At 73.8% G+C, this 20615-nt stretch carries 22 protein-coding genes; 7 read left to right on the top strand and 15 right to left on the bottom strand.

Annotation, left to right across the window (positions count from 1 at the left end):
* Positions 1-8 precede the first annotated feature (8 nt).
* Together SGUI_RS12555 and SGUI_RS18280 are read right to left on the bottom strand one after the other, a co-directional pair.
* The gene (locus tag SGUI_RS12555) at positions 9-839 is read right to left on the bottom strand and encodes a carbon-nitrogen family hydrolase (protein ID WP_066640819.1); all 831 of its coding nucleotides are present in this window, start codon (positions 837-839) and stop codon (positions 9-11) included.
* On the bottom strand, positions 836-2815 hold the full coding sequence (locus SGUI_RS18280) for a bifunctional copper resistance protein CopD/cytochrome c oxidase assembly protein (RefSeq protein WP_083190678.1): 1980 nt from the start codon (positions 2813-2815) through the stop codon (positions 836-838). Before SGUI_RS18280 ends, SGUI_RS12555 begins: the two co-directional genes overlap by 4 nt.
* Before the next feature lie 36 nt (positions 2816-2851).
* Here SGUI_RS18280 and SGUI_RS12545 point away from each other — a divergent pair, with 36 nt between their 5' ends.
* On the top strand, positions 2852-3748 hold the full coding sequence (locus SGUI_RS12545) for a maleylpyruvate isomerase family mycothiol-dependent enzyme (protein WP_066640817.1): 897 nt from the start codon (positions 2852-2854) through the stop codon (positions 3746-3748).
* Between the two features lie 3 nt (positions 3749-3751).
* Here the strand turns inward: SGUI_RS12545 and SGUI_RS12540 are convergent, their stop codons facing one another.
* Positions 3752-4156, bottom strand: coding sequence for a hypothetical protein (locus tag SGUI_RS12540; RefSeq protein WP_066640815.1), 405 nt, complete (start codon positions 4154-4156; stop codon positions 3752-3754).
* A gap of 55 nt (positions 4157-4211) precedes the next feature.
* Here SGUI_RS12540 and SGUI_RS12535 point away from each other — a divergent pair, with 55 nt between their 5' ends.
* From SGUI_RS12535 to SGUI_RS12525, 3 genes are read left to right on the top strand one after another with little or no spacing between them, the layout of a single operon-like run.
* Positions 4212-5159 (top strand): DUF368 domain-containing protein, encoded by a 948-nt coding sequence (locus SGUI_RS12535; protein WP_066640813.1) that lies wholly within the window; start codon positions 4212-4214, stop codon positions 5157-5159.
* A 26-nt stretch (positions 5160-5185) separates the two neighbouring features.
* The gene (locus SGUI_RS12530) at positions 5186-5446 is read left to right on the top strand and encodes a hypothetical protein (protein ID WP_157621840.1); all 261 of its coding nucleotides are present in this window, start codon (positions 5186-5188) and stop codon (positions 5444-5446) included.
* On the top strand, positions 5443-5871 hold the full coding sequence (locus SGUI_RS12525; protein ID WP_066640808.1) for a type II toxin-antitoxin system VapC family toxin: 429 nt from the start codon (positions 5443-5445) through the stop codon (positions 5869-5871). The genes SGUI_RS12530 and SGUI_RS12525 overlap by 4 nt, the downstream gene beginning before the upstream one ends.
* 10 nt (positions 5872-5881) lie before the next feature.
* Here SGUI_RS12525 and SGUI_RS12520 read toward each other — a convergent pair whose 3' ends face one another.
* The 4 genes from SGUI_RS12520 to SGUI_RS12505 form a co-directional block, all read right to left on the bottom strand.
* Complete coding sequence (locus SGUI_RS12520; protein ID WP_083190677.1) at positions 5882-7360, bottom strand: dihydrolipoamide acetyltransferase family protein; 1479 nt, start codon at positions 7358-7360, stop codon at positions 5882-5884.
* 28 nt (positions 7361-7388) lie between these two features.
* Positions 7389-8429, bottom strand: coding sequence for an alpha-ketoacid dehydrogenase subunit beta (locus tag SGUI_RS12515; RefSeq protein ID WP_066640806.1), 1041 nt, complete (start codon positions 8427-8429; stop codon positions 7389-7391).
* 9 nt (positions 8430-8438) lie between these two features.
* Complete coding sequence (gene pdhA / locus SGUI_RS12510; protein WP_066640805.1) at positions 8439-9617, bottom strand: pyruvate dehydrogenase (acetyl-transferring) E1 component subunit alpha; 1179 nt, start codon at positions 9615-9617, stop codon at positions 8439-8441.
* Between the two features lie 94 nt (positions 9618-9711).
* Entirely contained in the window at positions 9712-10095 is a 384-nt protein-coding gene (locus SGUI_RS12505) for a phage holin family protein (protein ID WP_066643369.1), read from the bottom strand.
* Positions 10096-10220: 125 nt separating this feature from the next.
* Between SGUI_RS12505 and SGUI_RS17155 the strand changes: the two genes are divergently transcribed.
* From SGUI_RS17155 to hisC, 3 genes are all read left to right on the top strand, one after another.
* Positions 10221-10319: a type II toxin-antitoxin system VapB family antitoxin gene (locus tag SGUI_RS17155; RefSeq protein ID WP_083190675.1), complete on the top strand. Its 99-nt coding sequence runs from the start codon at positions 10221-10223 to the stop codon at positions 10317-10319.
* 172 nt (positions 10320-10491) lie between these two features.
* Positions 10492-10881: a type II toxin-antitoxin system VapC family toxin gene (locus SGUI_RS12500; RefSeq protein ID WP_066640803.1), complete on the top strand. Its 390-nt coding sequence runs from the start codon at positions 10492-10494 to the stop codon at positions 10879-10881.
* Positions 10882-11071: 190 nt separating this feature from the next.
* On the top strand, positions 11072-12163 hold the full coding sequence (hisC, locus tag SGUI_RS12495) for a histidinol-phosphate transaminase (protein ID WP_066640801.1): 1092 nt from the start codon (positions 11072-11074) through the stop codon (positions 12161-12163).
* A gap of 315 nt (positions 12164-12478) precedes the next feature.
* On the opposite strand, the gene SGUI_RS12490 is transcribed toward hisC, so the two are convergent.
* The 8 genes from SGUI_RS12490 to SGUI_RS18080 form a co-directional block, all read right to left on the bottom strand.
* Positions 12479-12877: a hypothetical protein gene (locus tag SGUI_RS12490; RefSeq protein WP_066640799.1), complete on the bottom strand. Its 399-nt coding sequence runs from the start codon at positions 12875-12877 to the stop codon at positions 12479-12481.
* Positions 12878-12928: 51 nt separating this feature from the next.
* A complete protein-coding gene (locus SGUI_RS18350) occupies positions 12929-13447 on the bottom strand; it encodes a GNAT family N-acetyltransferase (protein ID WP_083190674.1) in 519 nt (172 codons plus the stop codon).
* Between the two features lie 31 nt (positions 13448-13478).
* On the bottom strand, positions 13479-14117 hold the full coding sequence (locus tag SGUI_RS12480) for a hypothetical protein (protein WP_066640797.1): 639 nt from the start codon (positions 14115-14117) through the stop codon (positions 13479-13481).
* Between the two features lie 131 nt (positions 14118-14248).
* On the bottom strand, positions 14249-15031 hold the full coding sequence (locus tag SGUI_RS12475) for a CPBP family intramembrane glutamic endopeptidase (RefSeq protein WP_066640795.1): 783 nt from the start codon (positions 15029-15031) through the stop codon (positions 14249-14251).
* A gap of 29 nt (positions 15032-15060) precedes the next feature.
* Positions 15061-15582, bottom strand: coding sequence for a hypothetical protein (locus SGUI_RS17735; RefSeq protein ID WP_066640793.1), 522 nt, complete (start codon positions 15580-15582; stop codon positions 15061-15063).
* 57 nt (positions 15583-15639) lie between these two features.
* A complete protein-coding gene (locus tag SGUI_RS12465; RefSeq protein ID WP_066640791.1) occupies positions 15640-18033 on the bottom strand; it encodes an aminoglycoside phosphotransferase family protein in 2394 nt (797 codons plus the stop codon).
* The gene (locus tag SGUI_RS12460) at positions 18026-19840 is read right to left on the bottom strand and encodes an ABC transporter ATP-binding protein (protein ID WP_237141353.1); all 1815 of its coding nucleotides are present in this window, start codon (positions 19838-19840) and stop codon (positions 18026-18028) included. Before SGUI_RS12460 ends, SGUI_RS12465 begins: the two co-directional genes overlap by 8 nt.
* On the bottom strand, positions 19837-20613 hold the full coding sequence (locus tag SGUI_RS18080; protein ID WP_237141352.1) for a glycosyltransferase family 4 protein: 777 nt from the start codon (positions 20611-20613) through the stop codon (positions 19837-19839). Before SGUI_RS18080 ends, SGUI_RS12460 begins: the two co-directional genes overlap by 4 nt.
* Between the last annotated feature and the right edge of the window lie 2 nt (positions 20614-20615).

Below are 20615 nucleotides of genomic sequence, written 5' to 3'. Positions count from 1 at the left end.
GGCGGGCCTCACAATCGCCGGTCGGCGAGCACGGGGAAGCCCTCGCGGGTCCGCGCGACGGCGTCGTCCTCGATCTCCACCGACAGCGTCTCCTCCCCGGCGCCGGCCTCGGCGAGGACCGTCCCGCCCGGGTCGACGACCGCGCTGTGCCCGCCCATCTCGACCCCCGCGTGGGTGCCGGCGGTGTTGCACGCGACGACGAAGCACTGGTCCTCGACCGCCCTCGCCCGCAGCAGCAGCCGCCAGTGCTCGACCCGCGCCATCGGCCAGGCGGAGGGGATGACGAAGACCTGGGCGCCGCGGTCCAGCTGGAGGCGGTAGAGCTCGGGGAAGCGCAGGTCGTAGCAGGTCGACAGCCCGACCCGCAGCCCGTCGGCGGGAGCGGGCAGGTCGGTCACGACGATCTCGCCGCCGGCCTCCATGAGCTTGGGCTCGCCGCCGCCGAAGCCGAAGCGGTGGATCTTGCGGTAGGTCGCGCACGGACGGCCCTGGGGGTCCAGCACGACCGAGGTGTTCCACAGGTGGCGCCCCTCCTCGCCCGGTCCGGCGGTGCGCTCGACCACGGACCCGGTATGCACGACCGCGCCGATCTCGCGGGTCGCCTCGGCCACGGGCACCAGGGCCGGAGGCAGCTCGCCCTGGTCCAGCACGGAGAGGTCCTGGCTGCGCTCCTCCCACTCCGAGGAGGCGAAGCCGCCGGCGCTCCACAGCTCGGGCAGCAGCACGAGGTCGTGCCCGGCCCCGGCCGAGCGCACGAGGTCGGCGACCCGTTGCGCGCGTGCGTCGACGCTCTCGTCGGCACCCTCGGCATACCCAAGCTGGATGATGGCGATCCTCACCTGCGGCTCCTCTCCGCCAGCTGCTGCAGCCGGGCGTTGTAGGCCGCGAGCTCGGCGTCGTCGTCGCGCTCGGCCTGGCGGTCCGACCGCCGGGTCTCGCGCTCGTCGCGGCGCATCCAGTCCACCATGACCATGAGGATGAGCACCACCGTGGGGAGCTCCCCGACCCCCCAGGCGATCGCGCCGCCGAGCTGCTGGTCGGCGAGCAGGTCGGGCACCCAGGGCACCGCGATCGTCTTGAAGAAGCCCGGCGCCAGCAGCCAGGTGCCCTGCATGATCGCCAGGCCGAAGAAGGCGTGCGCGGCGAGGGTGCCGAGCAGCACCATGATCCGCAGCGGCGGGGCCCACCGCTCCGGCCCGGGGTCCTGGCCCACGAGGGCCCAGACGAAGGCGAAGCCGGCGAGGGTGAAGTGCAGCACCATGAGCACGTGGCCGGTATGCGTGGTCAGGGCCAGCTCGAACAGCCCGGTCCAGTAGAAGGCGATGAGGCTGCCGAAGAAGACGATCCCGGCCACCAGGGGGTTGGCGAAGAAGGCGGCCCAGCGCGAGTGGACCACGGCGGTGAGCAGCTCGCGCGGGCCGAGGGTGCGGTCCGGCCGGGAGGGCAGGGCGCGGTAGGCCAGCGTGATGGCCTGCGCCGGCACGAGGAAGATCGGCACCGCCATCATCAGCGCCATGTGCATGACCATGTGCTGGGAGAACATCACCCGCCCGTAGACCCCGGGGGCGCCGTTGGTGACGTAGGCGAAGACCGCCCAGCCGAGCACCCAGACGAGCAGCCGCCACCACGGCCAGCGGTCGCCGCGACGCCACAGCCGGACGCAGCCCGCGGCATACAGCCCGACGGCGAGCAGGGCCACCAGCAGGAACAGCCAGTTGACCTGCCAGGTGTCGAGGAAGCGGCCTGGGGCCAGCGGCGGGGGCATGGGGTAGCCGGTGAGGGCGTAGACCGGGGTGTCCAGGTCCGCGGCGGACTCGACCACGGGTGGCGGGGTGCGGGACAGGACCGTGCCGAGGGCGACGGCGGCCCCCATGACGGCGAGCTCGCCGGCGGCGAGCGCGGCGAAGAGCCAGGGCCGGTCGGCGCCGCGGGCGATGATGGCCCGGCGCTGCACCAGCCCGAAGACGCCCAGGGCGCCCAGCAGCAGCACCTTGGCCCAGATGAGGATCCAGTAGGCGCTGGTCAGGTCGCCGAGGTCGTCCGCGGTGAGCAGGGCGAAGAGCAGGCCGGAGAGGGCGATGGAGACGTAGGACCAGGTCGCCAGGGTGGAGTAGCGCCGCAGCGTGTCCGGCAGCGCCGAGCCCACGACCGGCAGGAGCAGTCCCAGCGCCATGAGGCCGCCGACCCAGACCGTCATGCCGCCCAGGTGGAGCAGCAGCGCGGTGACGGCGGTCTCGTGCCCGTCCGTGCCGCTCGCGTGACCGCCGTAGGCCAGCGGGACGAGGCTCAGGAGCGCGAGGGCGGCGGACCAGGCGAGGGCGCCCCGGGTCCGCGCGACCGCCGCCAGCGGGACGATAGCCGCGACGAGCACCAGCTCGATCAGCCGCAGCCGCATGAGCTCCAGGCCCCACAGGTTGGCCATGAGGTCGGACAGGTAGCCCGGCGTGCTCGGGGGTATGCCCGCCAGGTCGCCGAAGCCGACGACGAGGATCGCCGCGGCGCTCGCGGCCCAGAGCACCGCCGACAGCGCGGCGACCCGGGCGGCGCTGCGGCGCCGGTCGGTGCCGCGCCCCTCGCGGACGAGGAAGGCCGCGACGACGAGCAGGCCGATGGTCAGCGCGGCGGCGAGGTGGTGCACCGTCTCGATGAGGACCATGCCCCAGCGCACGAACGGGCCGGCGTCGCCCAGGACGAGGGGGGCGGCCGCACCGCTGAGCGCCGCCGCCGGGACCGCGACGACGAGCGCGGTGAGGATCGTCGTGGCGGGGACGGTCCACCGCAGCGTCGGGGCGCTCGCGGCGGGGGGAACGGTCATACCTCCCATTTTAGGCGTCCTCGTTACGCTGGCCCCATGGTCGTCCACCCCGCCCCGCCCGCCGACGTGCCCGGCTTCGCCGAGGCCTACCGCCAGGTGCTGCTGTCCCTGGTCAACGTCTGCGACGGCCTGCGCGAGGCCGAGTGGGAGCTGCCCACCGACTGCCCCGGCTGGACCGTCCGCGACCACGTGGCGCACGTCGTGCACGTCGAGGACTACCTCTCCGGTTCCGAGCACCCCGTCGTCGAGGAGACGATCGAGGTCGGCACCCCCGAGCACGTGCGCAACGACCTCGGGCTCTGGATGGAGCAGGGGGTCCGCTCGCGCGCCGGGCTCACGCCGGAGCAGCTGCTCGCCGAGCTCCGCTCGCTCGTCGAGATCCGCACCGCCGACCTGTACGCCCCGGACCTGGAGCTGGAGTCGACGGTGCGCTCGATCCGGGAGCAGGAGGCCCGCTTCGTCGACCTGGTGCGGCTGCGGCTGTGCGACATCTGGAGCCACGAGCAGGACATCCGGGCGGCCGTCGATCGGCCGGGGTCGCTGGACGGCGCCGGTGCAGCGCAGTGGACGGCGATGGTGCTCGACTCGGTGCCCGCCGTGGTGCTGCGCCGGGTCTCCCCCGAGCCCGGGACGGTCGTCATCGTCGAGAGCACGGGTCCGGTGACCGGGCGCGGCGGTGTGCGGATCGACGTCGACGAGTCCGGGGAGCCGGTCGCGCACGAGCTCTTCACCGGCCACTCGGCCGCCGAGGAGGAGGACGACGTGCCGGTCACCGACCCGGGCGCCGAGTCGACGACGACGATCGCGCTGTCGACCCACGCCCTGGCCCGGCGGACCGCCGGGCGCACCCCGACGGCCGACACGGCCTACCACGCGCACGGCGACGAGGACCTCGCGCGCCGGGTGCTCGACGCGCTGACGCTGACCCGCTGACCCTCAGCGCGCCCGCAGGCTGCGGCTGAACCACCACAGCCCGCCGACGAAGATCGCCAGCACCGCGAGCGCCGTCCCCGCGACCCACAGCCCTGGTGGCCACTGCAGCGTGAACTCCAGGACGACGCCGACCAGGGCGATGAGCAGCGCCCCCTGACCCGCCAGCCGGGTCGCCCGGAACTGCGCCATCGCCTCGGCCCGGTCCGCCTCGCTGCCGGTGAGCAGCCGCGCCGCCGGCTCAAGCCGCCGGGTCACGGCGTGCAGCACCCCGTAGCCGAGGAAGAAGAGGGCGCCGAGGACGGCCACCCGGGTGTTGCCGCGGGAGATCCCGGCCACGAAGATCACGACCGCCGCCAGCGTGGTGAGGATCGTGAGCAGGCGGTCCTTGAGGCGCGGGCGGGCGGGCATACGTCGATCGTAGGTGTGCAGAGAGCTGCCAGCACCGGCACGTAGGCTTCCAGCCGTGACCGACGCCGCGACCGTGACGCCCACGCGCAGCCGCCTGCTGCTCCCTCTCGACATGCTCCGGGGCTTCCTCATCGGCATGGCCGAGCTCATCCCCGGGGTCTCCGGCGGGACGGTCGCGCTCGTGACCGGGCTCTACGAGCAGCTCATCGGCTCCGCCTCGCACGTGGTCAACGCGGCGAAAGCCCTGGTGGTGGGCGGCGAGCGCGGTCGCGTCCCGGGTGCGGTGACCGAGCTGCGACGCACCGACTGGTGGCTGCTCGTGCCCGTCCTGGCCGGGATGGGTCTGGCCGTGCTCACCATGGCGGGGGTGATGAGCAGCTTCGTCACCAACGCCCCCGAGCACGCGCGCGGGCTCTTCCTGGGGATGGTCGCGATGAGCGTGCTCGTGCCGCTGCGGATGCTGCCCGAGCGCCGCCGGCCGGCGTGGCTCGAGGTCGTGCTCGTCGTGGGCGCCGCGGTGATCGCCTGGACGCTCATCGGCTTCGCCGGTGGGCACGCGGTCGCCGACCCCCCGCTGATCGTCGTCTTCGGTGCGGCCGCCGTCGCCATCTGCGCGCTGGTGGTGCCGGGCGTCTCCGGGTCGTTCTTCCTGCTGGCCGTCGGGCTCTACACCGCGACCCTCGACGCGGTGGACTCGCGCGACCTGGGCTACCTCGCCGTCTTCGCGCTCGGTGCCGTCACCGGCCTCGCCTCCTTCGTGCAGCTGCTGACCTGGCTGCTGGAGCACCACCGGCGCAGCACGCTGCTCGTCATGGCCGGGCTCATGGTCGGCTCGCTGCGGGCGCTCTGGCCCTGGCAGCAGTCCGCGGGCGACGCCCACGGACCGGGAACGCTCGTGGCGCCCTACGACCCGGTGCTCGGGCCGACCCTCCTGGCCCTGCTCGGCGCCGCCGTGGTGGCCGTGCTCGTCGTCGTCGAGGCTCGCAGCAGTAGTGATGCCTGATGGCATACACATGCTAATGTATGTGTATGTCCGTCATGGAGCGTCGACTCCAACTGTTGCTCGACCAGCAGCGCTATGCCGCGGTGGCCGGCGAGGCCGAGCGCAGCGGCCGTAGTGTCGCCGCCGTGATCCGCAACGCGATCGACGTCTACCTCGACCCCGACGTGGCGGTCCGGCAGGCGGGCCTCGACCGGTTCCTGGGTTTCACCCCCGACGAGAACGGTTCGGACACGTGGGAGGACACCCGAGCGCTCCTGGAGGCCGACCCGCTCACCGAGGTCCCGTGACGCCCCTCTTCGTCGACACCGCAGTCTTCGCGTATGCCGTCGGCTCCCCCCACCCGCAGCGCGAGGCGTGCCGGTCCTTCCTCCAGGCTTCGGCAGCGCAGCGCACACAGTTGCACGCCAGCGCCGAAGCCGTCCAGGAGTTCCTCTTCCATCGCCTGCGGCGGGGAGACCGCGAGGGTGCCGTCGCGCAGACCCGGGCCATGATGGATGCCCTGGTCCTGCACCCCGTGGACGCCACCGTGCTCGAGCGTGCCCTGCAGCTGGTCATCACGACGCCGTTGCGCGGGCGGGACGCCGTGCACGCCGCCACCGCCCTGCTCGCGGGCTTCGAGGAGATCGTCACCACCGACGACGACTTCGTCGGTTGCGGGCTACGTCCCGTTCCTCCTGCAGAGGCCGCCGGACGGGCCGGAAGCCTCGGCTGAGTCAGAGCCGTCAGGCCCAGGCCAGCGCCCGGGCCGGGTCCTCGAGCAGGGCGGCCAGGTCGGCGAGGAACATCGAGCCCAGCTCGCCGTCGATGAGCCGGTGGTCGAAACTCACCGCCAGCTGGGTCACCCAGCGCGGCTCGATCCGCTCCTGCTCCCCGGTGCCGACGACCCAGGGCATACGCCGGACCGCGCCGAAGCAGACGATCGCGGACTCGCCGGGGTTGATGATCGGGGTGCCGGTGTCGACGCCGAAGACCCCGACGTTGGTGATGGTGATCGTCCCGCCGGACATGTCGGCGGGCTGGGTGCGCCCGGCCTTGGCCGTCGCGACGAGGTCGGTCATGGCCTCGGCGAGCTGCCGCAGGTCCATGAGGTCGGCGTCCTTGATGTTGGGCACGACCAGTCCGCGCGGGGTCGCCGCCGCGATCCCGAGGTTGACGTAGTGGCGCTGCACGATCTGCTGGGCGTCCTCGTCCCAGACCGCGTTGACGCCCGGGTTGCGGCGGACCGCGACGGTCATGGCCTTGGCGAGCACGAGCAGCGGGTTGATCCGCAGGTCACGGAAGGAGCGGTCGGCCTTGAGCCGGTCGATGAGCTCCATCGTGCGGGTGACATCGACGGTGATGAACTCGGTCACGTGCGGCGCGCTGAAGGCCGACCCGACCATCGCCTGAGCGGTCATCTTGCGCACGCCCTTGACGTCGACCCGCTCCTCCCGCTCGCCGGTCCGGTCGAAGGAGGGTCGCTGGTATGCCGCGCCGCCGCCACTCTGGACGCCCGGTGCGGAGACGGCGCCGCTCTCGACGTCCGCCGGGGTGGAGGAGGGGACGTCCTGGACGTCCGGCGTGGACGGGGCGCTCCCGTCGAGGTGGGCGTCGATGTCGGAGCGGCGGACGATGCCCGTCGGTCCGGCGGCCGTGACCTCGTCGATGTCGACGCCACGGTCCTTGGCGTACTTGCGGACCGGCGGGGAGGCCTTGGCCTTGCGCTTCGGGGTGGCGGCGGCCTCGGCCTCCGCGCCCGAGGCACCGCGGCGCCGCTTGCGCCGCGAGGTGGACCCCTCGATCGCGCCGTAGCCGACGAGCATCGCCTCGCGCTTGCTGCCGCCGGACCCGTCGTCCTCGGGCGTGCTGTCCCCACCCTCGGGCGGGCTCGGGACGAGGTCGTCGGAGGCCGCGGTCTCCTCGTCGGTGACGTCCTCGACGTCGGTGCCGGACTGAGTCCTCGCGCCGCCGGTCCCTTTCGCGCCGCTCCCGTCGTCGACGACGACGATGGGGGTGCCGACCTCGACCTCGTCGCCCTCGGCCGCGAGCAGCTCGGTGACGGTCCCGTCATACGGGATCGGCAGCTCGACGAGCGACTTCGCGGTCTCGACCTCCACGACGATGTCGTTGGTCTTCACGGTGTCGCCGACCGCGACCTTCCACTGGACGATGGTGGCCTCGACGAGACCTTCGCCGGGGTCGGGGAGCTTGAACTCTGGCACGAGGATCGCCTCTCCTTGGCGTGAGCCGTCAGTATGCGAGCAGGGTGTCGACCGCGTGCAGCACACGGTCCAGGTCGGGGAGGAAGACCTCCTCGTGCCGGCTCGGCGGGTAGGGGATGTTGTAGCCGCCGACCCGCAGGACCGGCGCCTCGAGGTGGTAGAAGCAGTGCTCCTGCACGTGCGCCGCGATCTCGGAGGTGATGCTGGCGAAGGTCTGCGCCTCGGACAGCGCGATGCACCGGCCGGTCTTCTTCACCGACTCCTCGATGAGCTCGGCGTCCAGCGGGGACAGCGAGCGCAGGTCGACGACCTCGATCGAGGGGCCGTCCTCCAGCTCGGCGGCCTGGGCCGCGGCGTGCGCGACCTTGACCATGGGGCCGTAGGTGAGGATCGTGACGTCGCTGCCCTCGACCCGGACCACGCCCTCGTCCAGCGCGTGCGGCGCGTCGTCGAGGGAGGCGCCGGCGACCCCGCCCTCGCCGAGGTCCAGGACGCCGCGCTCGTGGTAGCGCCGCTTGGGCTCGTAGAAGACGACCGGGTCGTCGCTGGCGATCGCCTGCTGCATCATCCAGTAGGCGTCCTCGGTGCTCGAGCAGGTCACGACCCGCAGCCCGGCGGTGTGCGCGAAGTAGGACTCGTTGGACTCGCTGTGGTGCTCGACCGCCCCGATGCCTCCGCCGTAGGGGATGCGGATGACCATCGGCACCTTGAGCGCGCCCTGGCTGCGGTTGTGCATCTTGGCGACCTGGCTGACGATCTGGTCGAAGGCGGGGTAGACGAAGCCGTCGAACTGGATCTCCACCACGGGCCGGTAGCCGCGCAGCGCGAGCCCCACGGCCGCACCCATGATCCCGGCCTCGGCGAGCGGGGTGTCGATGACCCGGTCCTCGCCGAAGTCCTTCTGCAGCCCCTCGGTGATCCGGAAGACGCCGCCGAGCTTGCCGACGTCCTCGCCCATGAGGACGACCTTCGGGTCGCGCTCCATCGCGGCCCGCATCCCGGCGTTGAGGGCCTTGGCGATCGTCATCCGCGTCGCCGTGCTGCCTGACTGCTGTGCCTGCGTGCTCATCCTCGCGCCTCAGTCCTCGAACCCGGACTGGTAGTCCGCGAACTGCGCGGACTCTCGCTCGATGAGCTGGTGCGGCTCGGCATACACGTGCGCGAACATCTCCTCGTGCGGCGGGTCGGGCATGGTCTGGCAGGCCTTGCGGATGCGCTTGGCGAGCTCGTCGGCCTCCGCCTGGGTCTCCTCGACCCAGGAGTCGTCGATGGCGCCCTCGGCCTTGAGGTATGCCGTCATGCGGTCGATCGGGTCCTTCGCCTTCCACGCGTCGACCTCGGCGGAGATGCGGTACTTCGTCGGGTCGTCGGACGTGGTGTGCGCGCCCATGCGGTAGGTGAAGGCCTCGACGAGCGTCGGCCCCTGGCCGTTGCGCGCCCGGTCGAGGGCATACCGCGTGACGGCGTAGCTGGCGAGCACGTCGTTGCCGTCCACCCGGATCCCCGGGAAGCCGAAACCGTCGGCGCGGCGGTAGGGCGGGATCGTGAACTGCCGGTCGTTGGGCTCGGAGATCGCCCAGTGGTTGTTCTGGACGTAGAAGACGACCGGCGCGTGGGTCACCGCGGCGAAGACGAGCGCCTCGTTGAAGTCGCCCTGCGCGGTGCCGCCGTCACCGGTGAAGGCCATGACCGCGGTGTCGCGGTCCGCGTCGCCGGTGGCGACGTCGCCGTCGCGGGCGACGCCCATGGCATACCCGACGGCGTGCAGCATCTGGTTGCCGATGACGATGGTGTAGAGGTGGAAGTTGTTGTCGTTGGAGTCCCACCCGCCGTGGTTGACCCCCCGGAACATCCCGAGCAGGTTCTCCGGCGGCACCCCCTTGCACCAGGCGACACCGTGCTCGCGGTAGCCCGGGAAGGCGTAGTCCTGCGGGCGCATCGCGCGGCCGGCACCGACCTGGGCGGCCTCCTGGCCGAGCAGGCTGGGCCACAGGCCGAGCTCTCCCTGGCGCTGCAGCGCGAAGCCCTCGGCGTCGACCCGGCGGACGAGGATGAGGTCGCGCAGCATCGCGACCATCTCGTCGGTGCCGACGTCCTCGAGGTATGCCGCGTAGGGCTCGTTGCTCTCGCTCAGCTCGACGCGGGTGCCGTCGGCGGCGAGGAACTGGACCATCTCGGGCCCGCCGTCGGTGATGTCGCGCTCGGGCGGCTCGTGACCTCCGGGCGCGGCGCTGGCCGCGACCTCGTCGTCGCTCACGCGGAACTCCTTCGTGCTGGGGACGTGCCTGGCGACGGTACCGCAGACGTCAGCCTGACCTCGCGGCATGCTGACGCGGCGCGGCCGGGCGACGTCATGGACGGCTGCGACCGTCCGGCAGGAGCATCCCGACGAACATCGAGACCACCGAGATGATGATCGAGCCCAGGACGGCGTCCCACCAGAAGTCGGTGACCTGGAAGTCCAGGCCGAGGACGCCGGCGAGCCAGGAGGTCAGCAGCAGCATGAGGGCGTTGATCACGACGAGGAACAGCCCGAGGCTGAGGATGATGAGCGGCAGCGACAGCAGCTGCACCAAGGGCCGGACGAAGGCGTTGACGACGCCGAAGACGGCGGCGACGAGCACGACGGTGAGCAGCGCCGACAGACCCTGTCCGCCGAACTCGATGCCGGACAGGAGCGAGGCCGCGACCCAGAGGGCGACACCGTTGGCCACGATGCTGGCGAGGATCTTCATGCCGCCCATGATCCCACGCGCGGCTGTCCGGGCGCTGGCATCCGCGCGGCGGTGCGCGACGACTCTCTCGGGCCTCAAGAACGTGATGGTAGAAGGGTAGATCTCTCGACGGGTAGAATGGCACTGTGAGCCTCAACATCAAGAGCGAACGGGTCCACGCCCTCGCCCGGGAGGCCGCCCGCGTGACGGGACGGTCCCAGACCGGTGCCGTCGGGAGGCGCTGACCCGGCTGCTGCGCGACTACGAGGTCGACCCCGACGGAGCCGGTCTCGGGCCCCGGATGGAGCGGGTCCGCGCTGTCGTCGACGCCTTCGCCGCGGCCGACGCCCGGCTCGTCGGCGAGATGGAGATCGCCTCGGCCGACGACCTCTACGACGACCGGACCGGGCTCCCGCGATGATCCTCGACTCCTCGGCCCTGCTCGCGATCCTGCAGGGCGAGGAGGGCTTCGAGGATCTCGCGAGGACCGCGCTCGCGGGTCAGTGCCGCATGTCCGCCGCGACCTGGCTCGAGGTGGGGATCGTCGCCGACCAGCGCTCGTCCACGCACGGCGCGCGGCTGGACGACCTCCTGCGCGAGCTCGCCGTCGAGGTCGTGCCCGTCACCGCCCGCGACGCCGAGGTGGCGCGCACGGCATACCGGCGCTTCGGTCGCGGGTCCGGCCATCCGGCGCGGCTGAACTACGGCGACTGCTTCTCGTATGCCCTCTCCGTCACCAGCGGCGAGCCGTTGCTCTTCGTCGGGGACGACCTCGCCGCGACCGATGTACTCCCCGCGCGCCGCTGACCTCGCCAGCCTCGGTCAGACCTGGGCACGCTTGCTGGGGCGGAGCCGAGGAAATATCTGCAGCCTTGCTCCAGCAAGCGTGCACAGGTGTGGCTGGGGTTCCTGTGGCGTGCACAGGCTGCAGATCCGTGCACAGGGAAGGGCTGAGGGTAGGCACCTCTGGCCGCAGACCCCTGGCTACGCTGACCCCATGACCGACCAGCCCGCGCCCGTCCGTCTCCGCAGCACCCTGGCCGGGGTTCCGGCCTACGTCCCGGGGAAGCCGCCGGCGCCGGTTGAGGGGGTCACGTCCTACAAGATCTCGTCCAACGAGAACCCCTTCCCCCCGCTACCCTCGGTCACGCAGGCCATCTCGGACGCCGCGCAGCAGGTCAACCGCTACCCCGACATGGGCGTGGTCGCGCTCACCGAGGCGCTGGCCGTGCGACTGGGCGTCCCCGTCGAGCAGCTGGCCACCGGCACCGGCAGCGTCGCGGTCCTGGCCCAGCTCGTCGCCATCGCCTGCGACCCGGACGACGAGGTGGTGTACGCCTGGCGCAGCTTCGAGGCATACCCGATCGTCGTGGCGCTCTCCGGCGCCCGCTCGGTGCAGGTGCCGCTGGACGCGGATGCGCGGCACGACCTCGACGCGATGGCCGAGGCGATCACCGACCGCACCCGCCTCGTCGTCGTCTGCACGCCCAACAACCCCACCGGCCCGGCCGTGACCGAGCAGGAGCTGCGCGCCTTCCTCGACAAGGTGCCGAGCGACCTGCTCGTGGTCGTCGACGAGGCCTACGTCGAGTTCACCACCGAGGAGTCGGTGTCCGACGCGCTGGCGATCGCGCAGGAATACCCGAACGTCGTCGTGCTGCGGACCTTCTCCAAGGCCTACGGCCTGGCCGGGCTGCGGATCGGGTATGCCGTCGCGCACGCCGCGGTCGCCACCGCGCTGCGCAAGGCCGCCACCCCGTTCGGCGTGACCGACCTCGCGCAGCACGCCGCGATCGCCAGCCTGGCGGCCGAGGACGAGCTGCTCGCCCGGGTCGAGGAGCTCGTCGGCGAGCGCGAGCGGGTCGTGGCCGGGCTGCGCGAGCAGGGGTGGCAGGTGCCGCAGGCGCAGGGCAACTTCTGTTGGCTCCCGCTCGGCGACGACGCCGTGCCCTTCGCCCAGGCCGCGCAGGAGCGGGGGCTCATGGTCCGGCCCTTCGCCGGCGACGGCGTCCGCTGCACGATCGGCGAGACCGAGGCCAACGACCGCCTGCTGGACGTCGCCGCGGAGTGGCTGCGGACGCAGGGCTGACCCCCGTCGCGGGCCCGAGCCCGGTCGCGGGCCTGGCCCCGGTCGCAGGCCTGCGCTCGGTCGCGGGCCGGGCGGTGTCGGTGTTCCGGGCCCTCCCCCGAATTCGACCTCTCGAAACGTCGCCATGGCAGTGAAAAGCACGGTCGAATTCCGGCGACGGTCGCGCCAGCACGATTTCGACCTCTGGAAACGTCGCCATGGCGACGTTTCGAGAGGTCGAATTCAGGCAGGTATGCCGGGCGGCCCGGCGGGTCCAGGTATGCCGGTCGGCGCTGAGCCCGGCCCGGCTGAGCCTGGCGGAGGGCCCGGCGCACCTCAGCGGCCGCGGCGGCGGACGGTGATGCGGGTGAGGGTGGAGACGACATAGGTCATCCCCCAGCTCGTCACCGCCACGACGAGCGTGGGCACGAGCACCCCCTGGCCGTCCTGGGCGACCGCGAGACCGAAGAACCACGGCACCGTCATGCCGATCGCCCCGGCGGTCGCCATCATCCAGGCCCGCCCGCGGGGTCCGGCGATGAGCTGGGCGGCGACCGCCATCACCGCGAGGTTGCCGTAGGCCATGAGCACCTGGAAGACCTCGCCCGACCCGCGCTGCACGCTCCACGACTGCCCGGCGACCCAGGCGAGGATCCCGCCGAGCAGCATCACCGGCAGCCCCTTGCGCAGCGAGCCGGTGGCCACCGCGCTGGAGCCGTGGGGGGAGAGGGTCATCGGACCTCCTTCGACCCCACCGAGGATAGACGCCGCACGGGGCGCGCCGCCTCAGCCGTTGACCGGGGAGACCGACTCACCGGCATACGTCACGACCTGACCGGGCCGCACCTGCGTGCCGCGCCGCATCACGGTCTCGCCGTCGACGGTCACCTCGCCGTTCTCGATGACCATCCGCGCCATCGCCCCGTCCTGCACCAGCCCGGCCAGCTTGAGCAGCTGCCCCAGCCGGATGCTCTGGTCCCGGATCTCCACGGTCGGCACGCCCTCGGCGCCACCGGCACCGCCCGCCGCCCCTTCGAGCAGGTCGGCGTGCTCGGGGTGGTCCGCGACGTAGGCCGGCACGAACGGGCAGGTCGGCCGCACCCGCAGGTCCTCGGCGCGGGCATACCCCAGCGCCGCCTCGACCAGCCGGCCGCCCAGGCCCTGACCGCGCGCCTCCGGCTCGACGACCGTGTGCTGCAGGTCGAGGAGGCCGCCGTCGAGCTCGTAGGAGAGGTACCCGGTCTCGCGGTCCTCCGCGCGGGCGACCCAGCGATCCTGCTCGGGCAGGTGGACGATCTGCGTCATGGGTCCAGGGTATGCCGCGCCCCGCCCCCACCTACGCGGTGCTGCCGTCGGTGGTCGCCGTGGAGTCCTCCTCGCCGGTGCCCGACCCGTCCTGCCCGGTCGAGCCGTCCGGGTCCCAGGGCAGGTCCGGGGTGCCCTCCTGGCCGGGCGCCGTGCCCTGCCCCTCCCCCGGCGTCCCACCGGGCACCATGCCGCCGCCCGGTATGCCGAGCCCGGTCATCGGTTCGTCGAGCAGCGCGGTGAGCTGCTCCTCGGTCTCGGCGACCAGCGCGTCGACGAGCTCCTGCCGCGCCACGCCCTGGGCGTCGGCGACCTCGCCCAGGGTCGTGCCCTCGGCCAGCTGGGCGAGCAGGTCCTCCTCGCCCAGGCCCAGCACCTCCGCGGCGGTCGCGAGCGAGAGCCCGCGCGGGCCGGCCATCGCGCCAGGCCCGGGCGCGGCCGGCATACCCGGGTCCTGCGGGGTCGTGCCGTCGGGGGTCGTCGTGCCCTCCGGCGTCGTCCCGTCCTCCGGCGCCTGGGGTGCCTCCGGCTCCGCGGTGCCCGTCGCGGCGTCGACCGTCGTGGTCCTCTGCTCGTTGTCCTCGGCGATGCTGGGGACGGCCACGCCGAAGCCGATGACGACGGCGGCCAGTCCGGTGACACCGAGCACGGTGGCGGTGGTCTTCTTCATGGTGGTTCCCTCCAGGGTCGTCGGTCGCCGCAGGGCGCGGCGTCCACCCCACGATCACCGCCCGGGGTATGCCCCCGCCCAGCGCGACCTGTGCGCCACCTGTCAGTCCCGCGCGCGGCGACCCGCTCCGGTCAGAGCCAGTCGACCCGCCCGGCGAGCGCGGCATACCCGACGAAGGCCACGACGTCGAGGAGCGTGTGCGCGACGACCAGCGGCATGACCCGGCGGGTCCGGGTGTAGAACCAGCCGAGGATGATCCCCATCGCGACGTTGCCCACGAAGCCGCCGAAGCCCTGGTAGAGGTGGTAGCTGCCGCGCAGCAGCGCCGAGGTGACGATGATCGTCCAGGTCGACCACCCGGCCTGGGCCCACCGCGTGAAGAGGTAGCCCACGGCGATGACCTCCTCGACCACCGCGTTCTGCACCGCGGCCAGCACGAGGATCGGCACCGCCCACCAGACGTCCGGCAGGTTCGCCGGCGCGACGGTGGTGTTGACGCCGAGCCCGCGGGCGAGGAGATAGAGGCCGAGCCCCGGTATGCCGATCACCGCGGCGAGCATCGTGCCCTGCGCCAGGTCGCGCACCGGCCGGGTGCGGTCGAGCCCCAGGAAGCGCCAGGGGCGGGAGATCCCGCGGCCGAGCAGGTGCACCGCCAGCAGCACCGGCACCAGCGCGAGCCCGATGCCGACGAGCTGGTGGGCGAGGTCGAGCCAGGGCCGGTCCGGGGTGGTGCTGGTGTTCATGCTCGTGGTCTGCGCGGCCAGCCCGCCCTGCGCAGTGAGCTTGCGGGCCAGGCTGAGCACCGACCAGAGCGCCGAGGCACCCAGGCTGACGCCGAGGACGAGCAGCGTCTCGACGAGCAGGCTGTGACGCGACAGCGTGGTGGGCGGGACCGCCGGACGGTGGGTGCTCACCCGCCCAGACTAGGCGCGCGACGGCGGGATCAGTCGTCCCAGTCGTCGTCCCAGTCGTCGTCGTCGCACTCCTCCCACTCGTCGTCGTCCCGGCACAGGACGGGCGAGGGCTGGACCTGGGCCGGGGCGGGCTGCGCCTCCTGCGCCTCGCGCTCGGCCTGCCGGGCCTCCTCGGCAGCCCTCTCCTCGGCGGCCTTCTCTTCCGCGGCCTTCTCCTCGGCTGCCTTCTCCTGGGCCGCCTTCTCCTTCGCGGCCTTCTCGGCCGCCTCCTTCTCGGCGGCCGCCTGCTCCGCCTCGCTGCGGGCCTGCTCGAAGGTCCCCGAGAGCTGCCGGGTGCCCTCCTGCACGGCGCCGACGAGGTGTCCGGTGATGACGGCCGCGCCGCTGTCACCGGCCGCGCGCGCGTGCGAGGCGCTGCCGTCGGCCTGCTCCAGCGCCCCCACGACGACGATCCCCTCGGTCTCGCGAGCGTCGGCGGCGGCGTCGATCCACAGCCACCCACCGGTCAGACCGATGAGGACGAGGGCCAGGGCCGAGGCGAGCATCTTCATGGTCACCACTGTGCCCGACCCGTCGGAGAGACCGGTGAGACCCGGATGAGAGGTCTCTCATCCGCCCAGGCCACGGCACCATTCCTCGTCCGCCCAGGCGAGCACGGTCTCCCGCCATCGCGGCCGGAAGGCGTAGACGGCCGCGAGCCGGGCGAGGGTCGCCCGGCGCATCAGCGCCATCCGGTCCTCCTCCACGCCGCCGGCACCGGCGACCCGGTCGACCGCCTGGCCCACGACCCGGGCGGCCCGGCCCGACCACAGACCCTGGGCGCGACGCAGCCGCGCGTGGGCCTCGAGGTTGGCGAGGTCGAGCGCCGGCTCGGCCCGGCAGACGGTGTCCAGGTCGATGAGCGCCAGCCGCTCGCCGTCCCACAGCACCTGCCCGTCGTGCAGGTCCCGGTGCGCCGGGACCGTCCCCACGCGGGGCGAGGTCTCCAGCGCGGCCGCGGTGCGCTCCAGCCGGTCCGCCCAGGGCGTGCCGGCGAGCACGCCGACCGCGTCCGCCCGCCGCGCCCAGGTCCGGAGCACCTCGGCCTCGTGCCCCGGTCCGTGCTCGGGGAGGTCGGGGGCGGGCAGGGTCTGCCACACGGTCCAGGCGTCCGCCCAGGCGTCCCAGACCGCCGGCCAGGCCGGGTCCGCCGACAGCCGCTGGACCGGTATGCCGGGCAGCGCGGCGAAACGGACCGTGTCACCGGTGATCGCCAGCACCACGGCCGACCCGAGACCGGCACCGTCGGCCAGCCGCGCACCGATGCGTGACCCGGCCGCCACCGCCTCGGCCCGACCGGGACGCACGACCTTGAGGTAGCCCTCCGCGGTGTGCACGACCGCGCGACGGCCGGGCCGGTGCACCAGCAGGCTGCCCGTCCGGGCCGCGGCGGCCAGGCCCGGCAGCCGGGGGTCCTCGCCGGGAGGCAGCAGGTCGAGCCCGCCGTCCTCGCCGAGGACGCCGGCGCGCAGCCGGCCCCGTGCGTCCCGGCCCTCGATCGCGACCTGCGCCGTGCCGTCGCTGTGCGGCCAGGCGCGGTCGACCCGCACGGTCTCGCCGTCGGCGGTGCGGACGGTCGACGGCACCGCGGGGCCAGGGACCGCACGAGCGGGCGAGCCGGCCGGCGCGCTGCCGGCCGGTGTGCTGCCGGCCGGTGTGCTGCCGACCGGTGTGCTCCCGGCGCGACGTCCGGGCGAGGCCGCGCCCGCGGAGCGCTCCGCCGAGTGGCGCATCGCGTGCTCGAGAGCGACCTCGCCGATCCGGCGCGTGTGCGCGGCCCAGCCCGGGGTCTGCGCCCGCCAGGGTCCGGCGACCCGGGTCAGCAGCGCCGCCGCCACCCATACCGGTCCGGCGGGCTCCGCCCCGTGGCCCGCCGCGAAGGCCTGCGCCACGTCGGCACCGTCAGCGCCGTCGCCGGGACGGTCCGGCCCTGCCGGGTCGACGAGGCGCACGAGCTGCTCGGCCGCGAGCGAGGCGAGGTCCAGCCCGACCGGGCCGAGGCAGGCCCGCTCCAGGTCGGTGAGCCGGACCTGCCCGTCCTGCCCGACGAGGAACTGGTCCAACGACAGGTCGCCGTGCAGCACCACCGAAGGGCCGGTGGGCACGGTGCGCGGCAGCGCGGACAGCGCCCGCCCCGCCTCGTCCGCCACCTCCGGCGCGACGGTCTCGAGCTGCCGGACGGCCCGCCCGGCGGACTGCAGCAGGTCGTCCCATCCCCGATGCTCCAGCGAGGGCACGGCGCTGACCGGGACCGCGTGGAGCCGGGCCGCGACCGCCCCGGCGGCGGCCACCCGGTCCAGGACGTCGTCCCGCCCGGGGTCGGCCGGCGGCAGGGGAGCGCAGCGCTGCTCGAGGGTGGCGAGGTCCTCCCCCTCGACCCACGGCCACCGGCTCACCCGGCCACCGCGGCGGTCCGAGCCGTCAGCACCGTCCAGCGGGGTCACGACGGCGACCCCCCGGTCGTGCAGCGCGCGGGCGACCGCGACCATGTCGTCCCGGTGGCGCGCGGCGCTGATGCGCACGACCTCCTCGCCGTCGCGGACGACGACCCGGCGCAGCGGGTTGTAGCGCAGCACCCTCAGCCCATCGGCACCGAGGTCGAGGCCAGATCGCCGCAGCGGCGCCGCGAGCGCCGGGTCCGTGGCGATCCCGCCCCAGAGCAGCTCGGCGTCCCACTGCGGCAGCGGCACCGTGCGCACGAGATGACCCAGCCCGTAGCGCTCGGCGCGTTCGCGGGCCTTCACCCCCTTGGCCCGGGCCTCGCCGACGAGCACCTGCACCCATCCCGTCCCGGTGCCGTCCACGAGCGCGGCGGTGTGGCTCACCCCGGTCTTGGGGCGGACCCGGGTCACCCGCACCGGGGTGCGCAGCAGCGCGCTGAGCCGTTCGGGGTCCAGCAGCAGCTTGAGGACCGGGTCGTCCACGGCGCGGGCCGGGGCGTGGACCTTCGCGTGCTCAGCCACGGCTCTCCTCCAGCACCCCGTCCAGCGGCGCCTGCTCCGGCGGGCCGGACCAGGTCACCCGACCCTGCTCCAGCACGACGACGCGGTCGGCGGCGCGGGCGATGTCGAGGTCGTGGGTGATCATCACCGTGGTGCGGCCCCGGCTCAGCTCCGCGATCGCCTCGCCGACGAGGGTGACGTTGTCCGGGTCCAGCCCGGTCGTCGGCTCGTCGAGCAGCAGGACCGGGGCGTCGCGCAGGAAGGCGCGGGCCAGCGAGATCCGCTGCCGCTGACCGCCGGACAGGCTGCCGCCCCGCTCGCTCACCACCGTCTGCAGCCCGTCGGGCAGATCGTCGGTGAACTCGGTGACCCGGGCCAGCCGGGCCGCGCGGCGCACCTGGTGGTCGCTGGCCTCGGGCCGGCCCTGGCGGATGTTGTCCTCGATGGTGCCGGTGAAGAGGACGGCCTCCTGCTGGACCAGCGCGATCTGGCCGCGCAGGTCGCGCAGGTCGAGCTCGCGCAGGTCGGTGCCGTCCAGGTGGACGCTGCCCGAGCCGGGGTCGAGCAGCCGCAGGAGCAACGAGGCCACGGTCGACTTGCCCGAGCCGGAGGGTCCGACGACCGCGACCCGCTCCCCCGGCGCCACCGCGAGGTCGACCCCGCGCAGCACCGGCAGGCCGGGGACGAACTCCAGCGTGACGTCGCGCAGCTCCAGCCCGCCCCGCACGACGCCGAGCCGCACCGGGTCGGCGGGCGAGACGATGTCCGGGGTCTCGTCGAGCAGGTCCGCGACCCGCTCGCCGGAGGCGCTGGCGCGGGCGATGCGGCCGGTGTACTTCGCCAGGTCGCGCAGCGGCTTCATCGACGTCTTGAGGTAGGTCAGGAAGATCACCATGTCGCCGGGGGTCATGGCGCCCTGCAGCACCCGCATCCCGCCGAGCATGAGAACCGCCGCGGTCGCGATCCCGACGAGGACGTCGGTGCGCCGCTCCAGCCCGGCCGCGAGGCGGCGGGCCACCACGCCGTCCTTGAGCGAGCGGTCGTTGGACCCCTGGAAGGTCGCCGAGCGGTCCCCCTCCATCCCGTATGCCTGGACGTGCGTCATCCCCGTGAGGGTCTCCTGCGCGACGTTGGCCAGCTCGCCCTCGCTGCGCCGGGTCTTGCGGGAGGCGGTGGTGATCTTGCCGGTGGAGAGCCGGGAGAAGAGCCCGAAGACGAGGATGGCCACGAGCACGATGAGGGCCAGGACCGGGTCGAGCCAGGTCATGACGCCGAGCATGGCGACGAGGGTGAAGACGTTGACGACGAGCGGCATACCCGCGCTGACGGCGACCTCCTGCAGCCGCCCCACGTCGGCGACGAGCCGGTGGACGACGTCGCCGGAGCGGGCGCGGCCGTGGTAGCTGCGGGACAGGCCCTGCACGTGGTCGAAGACCCGGGCGCGCAGCCTCGTCGCGACCCGGCTGCCGCCGAGCGCGAAGGCGACGGTGGCACCGTAGTTGCACACCGCCCGCAGCCCGATGATGGCGATCGTCGCGAGGCCGCAGGCGAGGAGCAGCTGCAGGCTGGCCTGCGGCCCGGAGTCGGCGAGGTCGGCCCCGAGGCTGCGGGTGAGCGCGTCGATGGCCAGCTTCGTCGGCCAGGGCTCGAGCACCCGGAAGAGCACCTCGGCGAGGAGCAGCACGCCGCCGCCGGCGAGCAGGGTGCGCTGGCCGTCAAGGTGCGGCAGCACCAGGCGCAGGGTCCGGCGCAGCGGCGAGCCCTGCGCGTCGGGGGCGTCCGGCGCGTCAGGGGTGTCTGTCGCCGCCGGCGCGTCGGTCGCGCTCACGAGGCCCTCCGCGCTGCCGGGTCGTCCGTGCCCGTCGACGTGCCCGTCGCGAGCGGGGCGAGGGTGGCGTCGAGCACGTGCGCCCACGTGTGCGAGCGCTCCATGAGCGCCCGCCCGGCCGCGCCCATGGCGGCGGCCCGGTCGGGGTCGGCGACGAGGGCGTCGATCGCGGCCGCGAGCGCGTCGGGGTCGGAGGGCGGCACGAGCAGCCCGGTCCGCCCGTCCTGCACCACGGCCGGGATCTGGCCGATCCGGGAGGCGACGACGGGCAGGGCGGCGGCGGCGTACTCGTAGACCTTGAGCGGGGAGAAGTAGTGGTCGCCGCTCGCGGGGTAGGGGGCCACCGCTACGAGCGCGCCGGCCAGGGCGTCCGGGACCTGCTCGGGCGGCACCGCGCCGGTGAGCTCGACCGCGAGCCCGTGCTCGGCCGCGGCCGCCTCCACCGCCGCCCGCTGCGGGCCGTCGCCGACGACGCGCAGCCGCCACCGGGTCCGCGCCCGGGCCGCGGCGGCCACGAGCTGCTCGACCCCGTGCCAGGGCTTGAGCGTGCCGACGAAGACGACGACCGGGTCACCGGTGAGGTCCGGCCGCACCGGGCGGATGCGTGCCGTGTTGACGCCGTTGGGCACGACGACGACCTGAGCCGTGCCCGGCGCGACCCCGGTGCGCTCCCGCACCCACGCGGCCACCGGTTCGCTGACGCAGGCCACGACGTCCGCGGCGCCGACCTGGGCCCGCAGCGCGTCCTCGGCGCCCGCCCCGTCGACGAGCACCC

The organism is Serinicoccus hydrothermalis (genome assembly GCF_001685415.1).
Lineage (GTDB): Bacteria > Actinomycetota > Actinomycetes > Actinomycetales > Dermatophilaceae > Ornithinicoccus > Ornithinicoccus hydrothermalis.
Note: the sequence above shows the minus strand (reverse complement) of the source record. Positions and strands in the feature narration are given on the sequence as shown.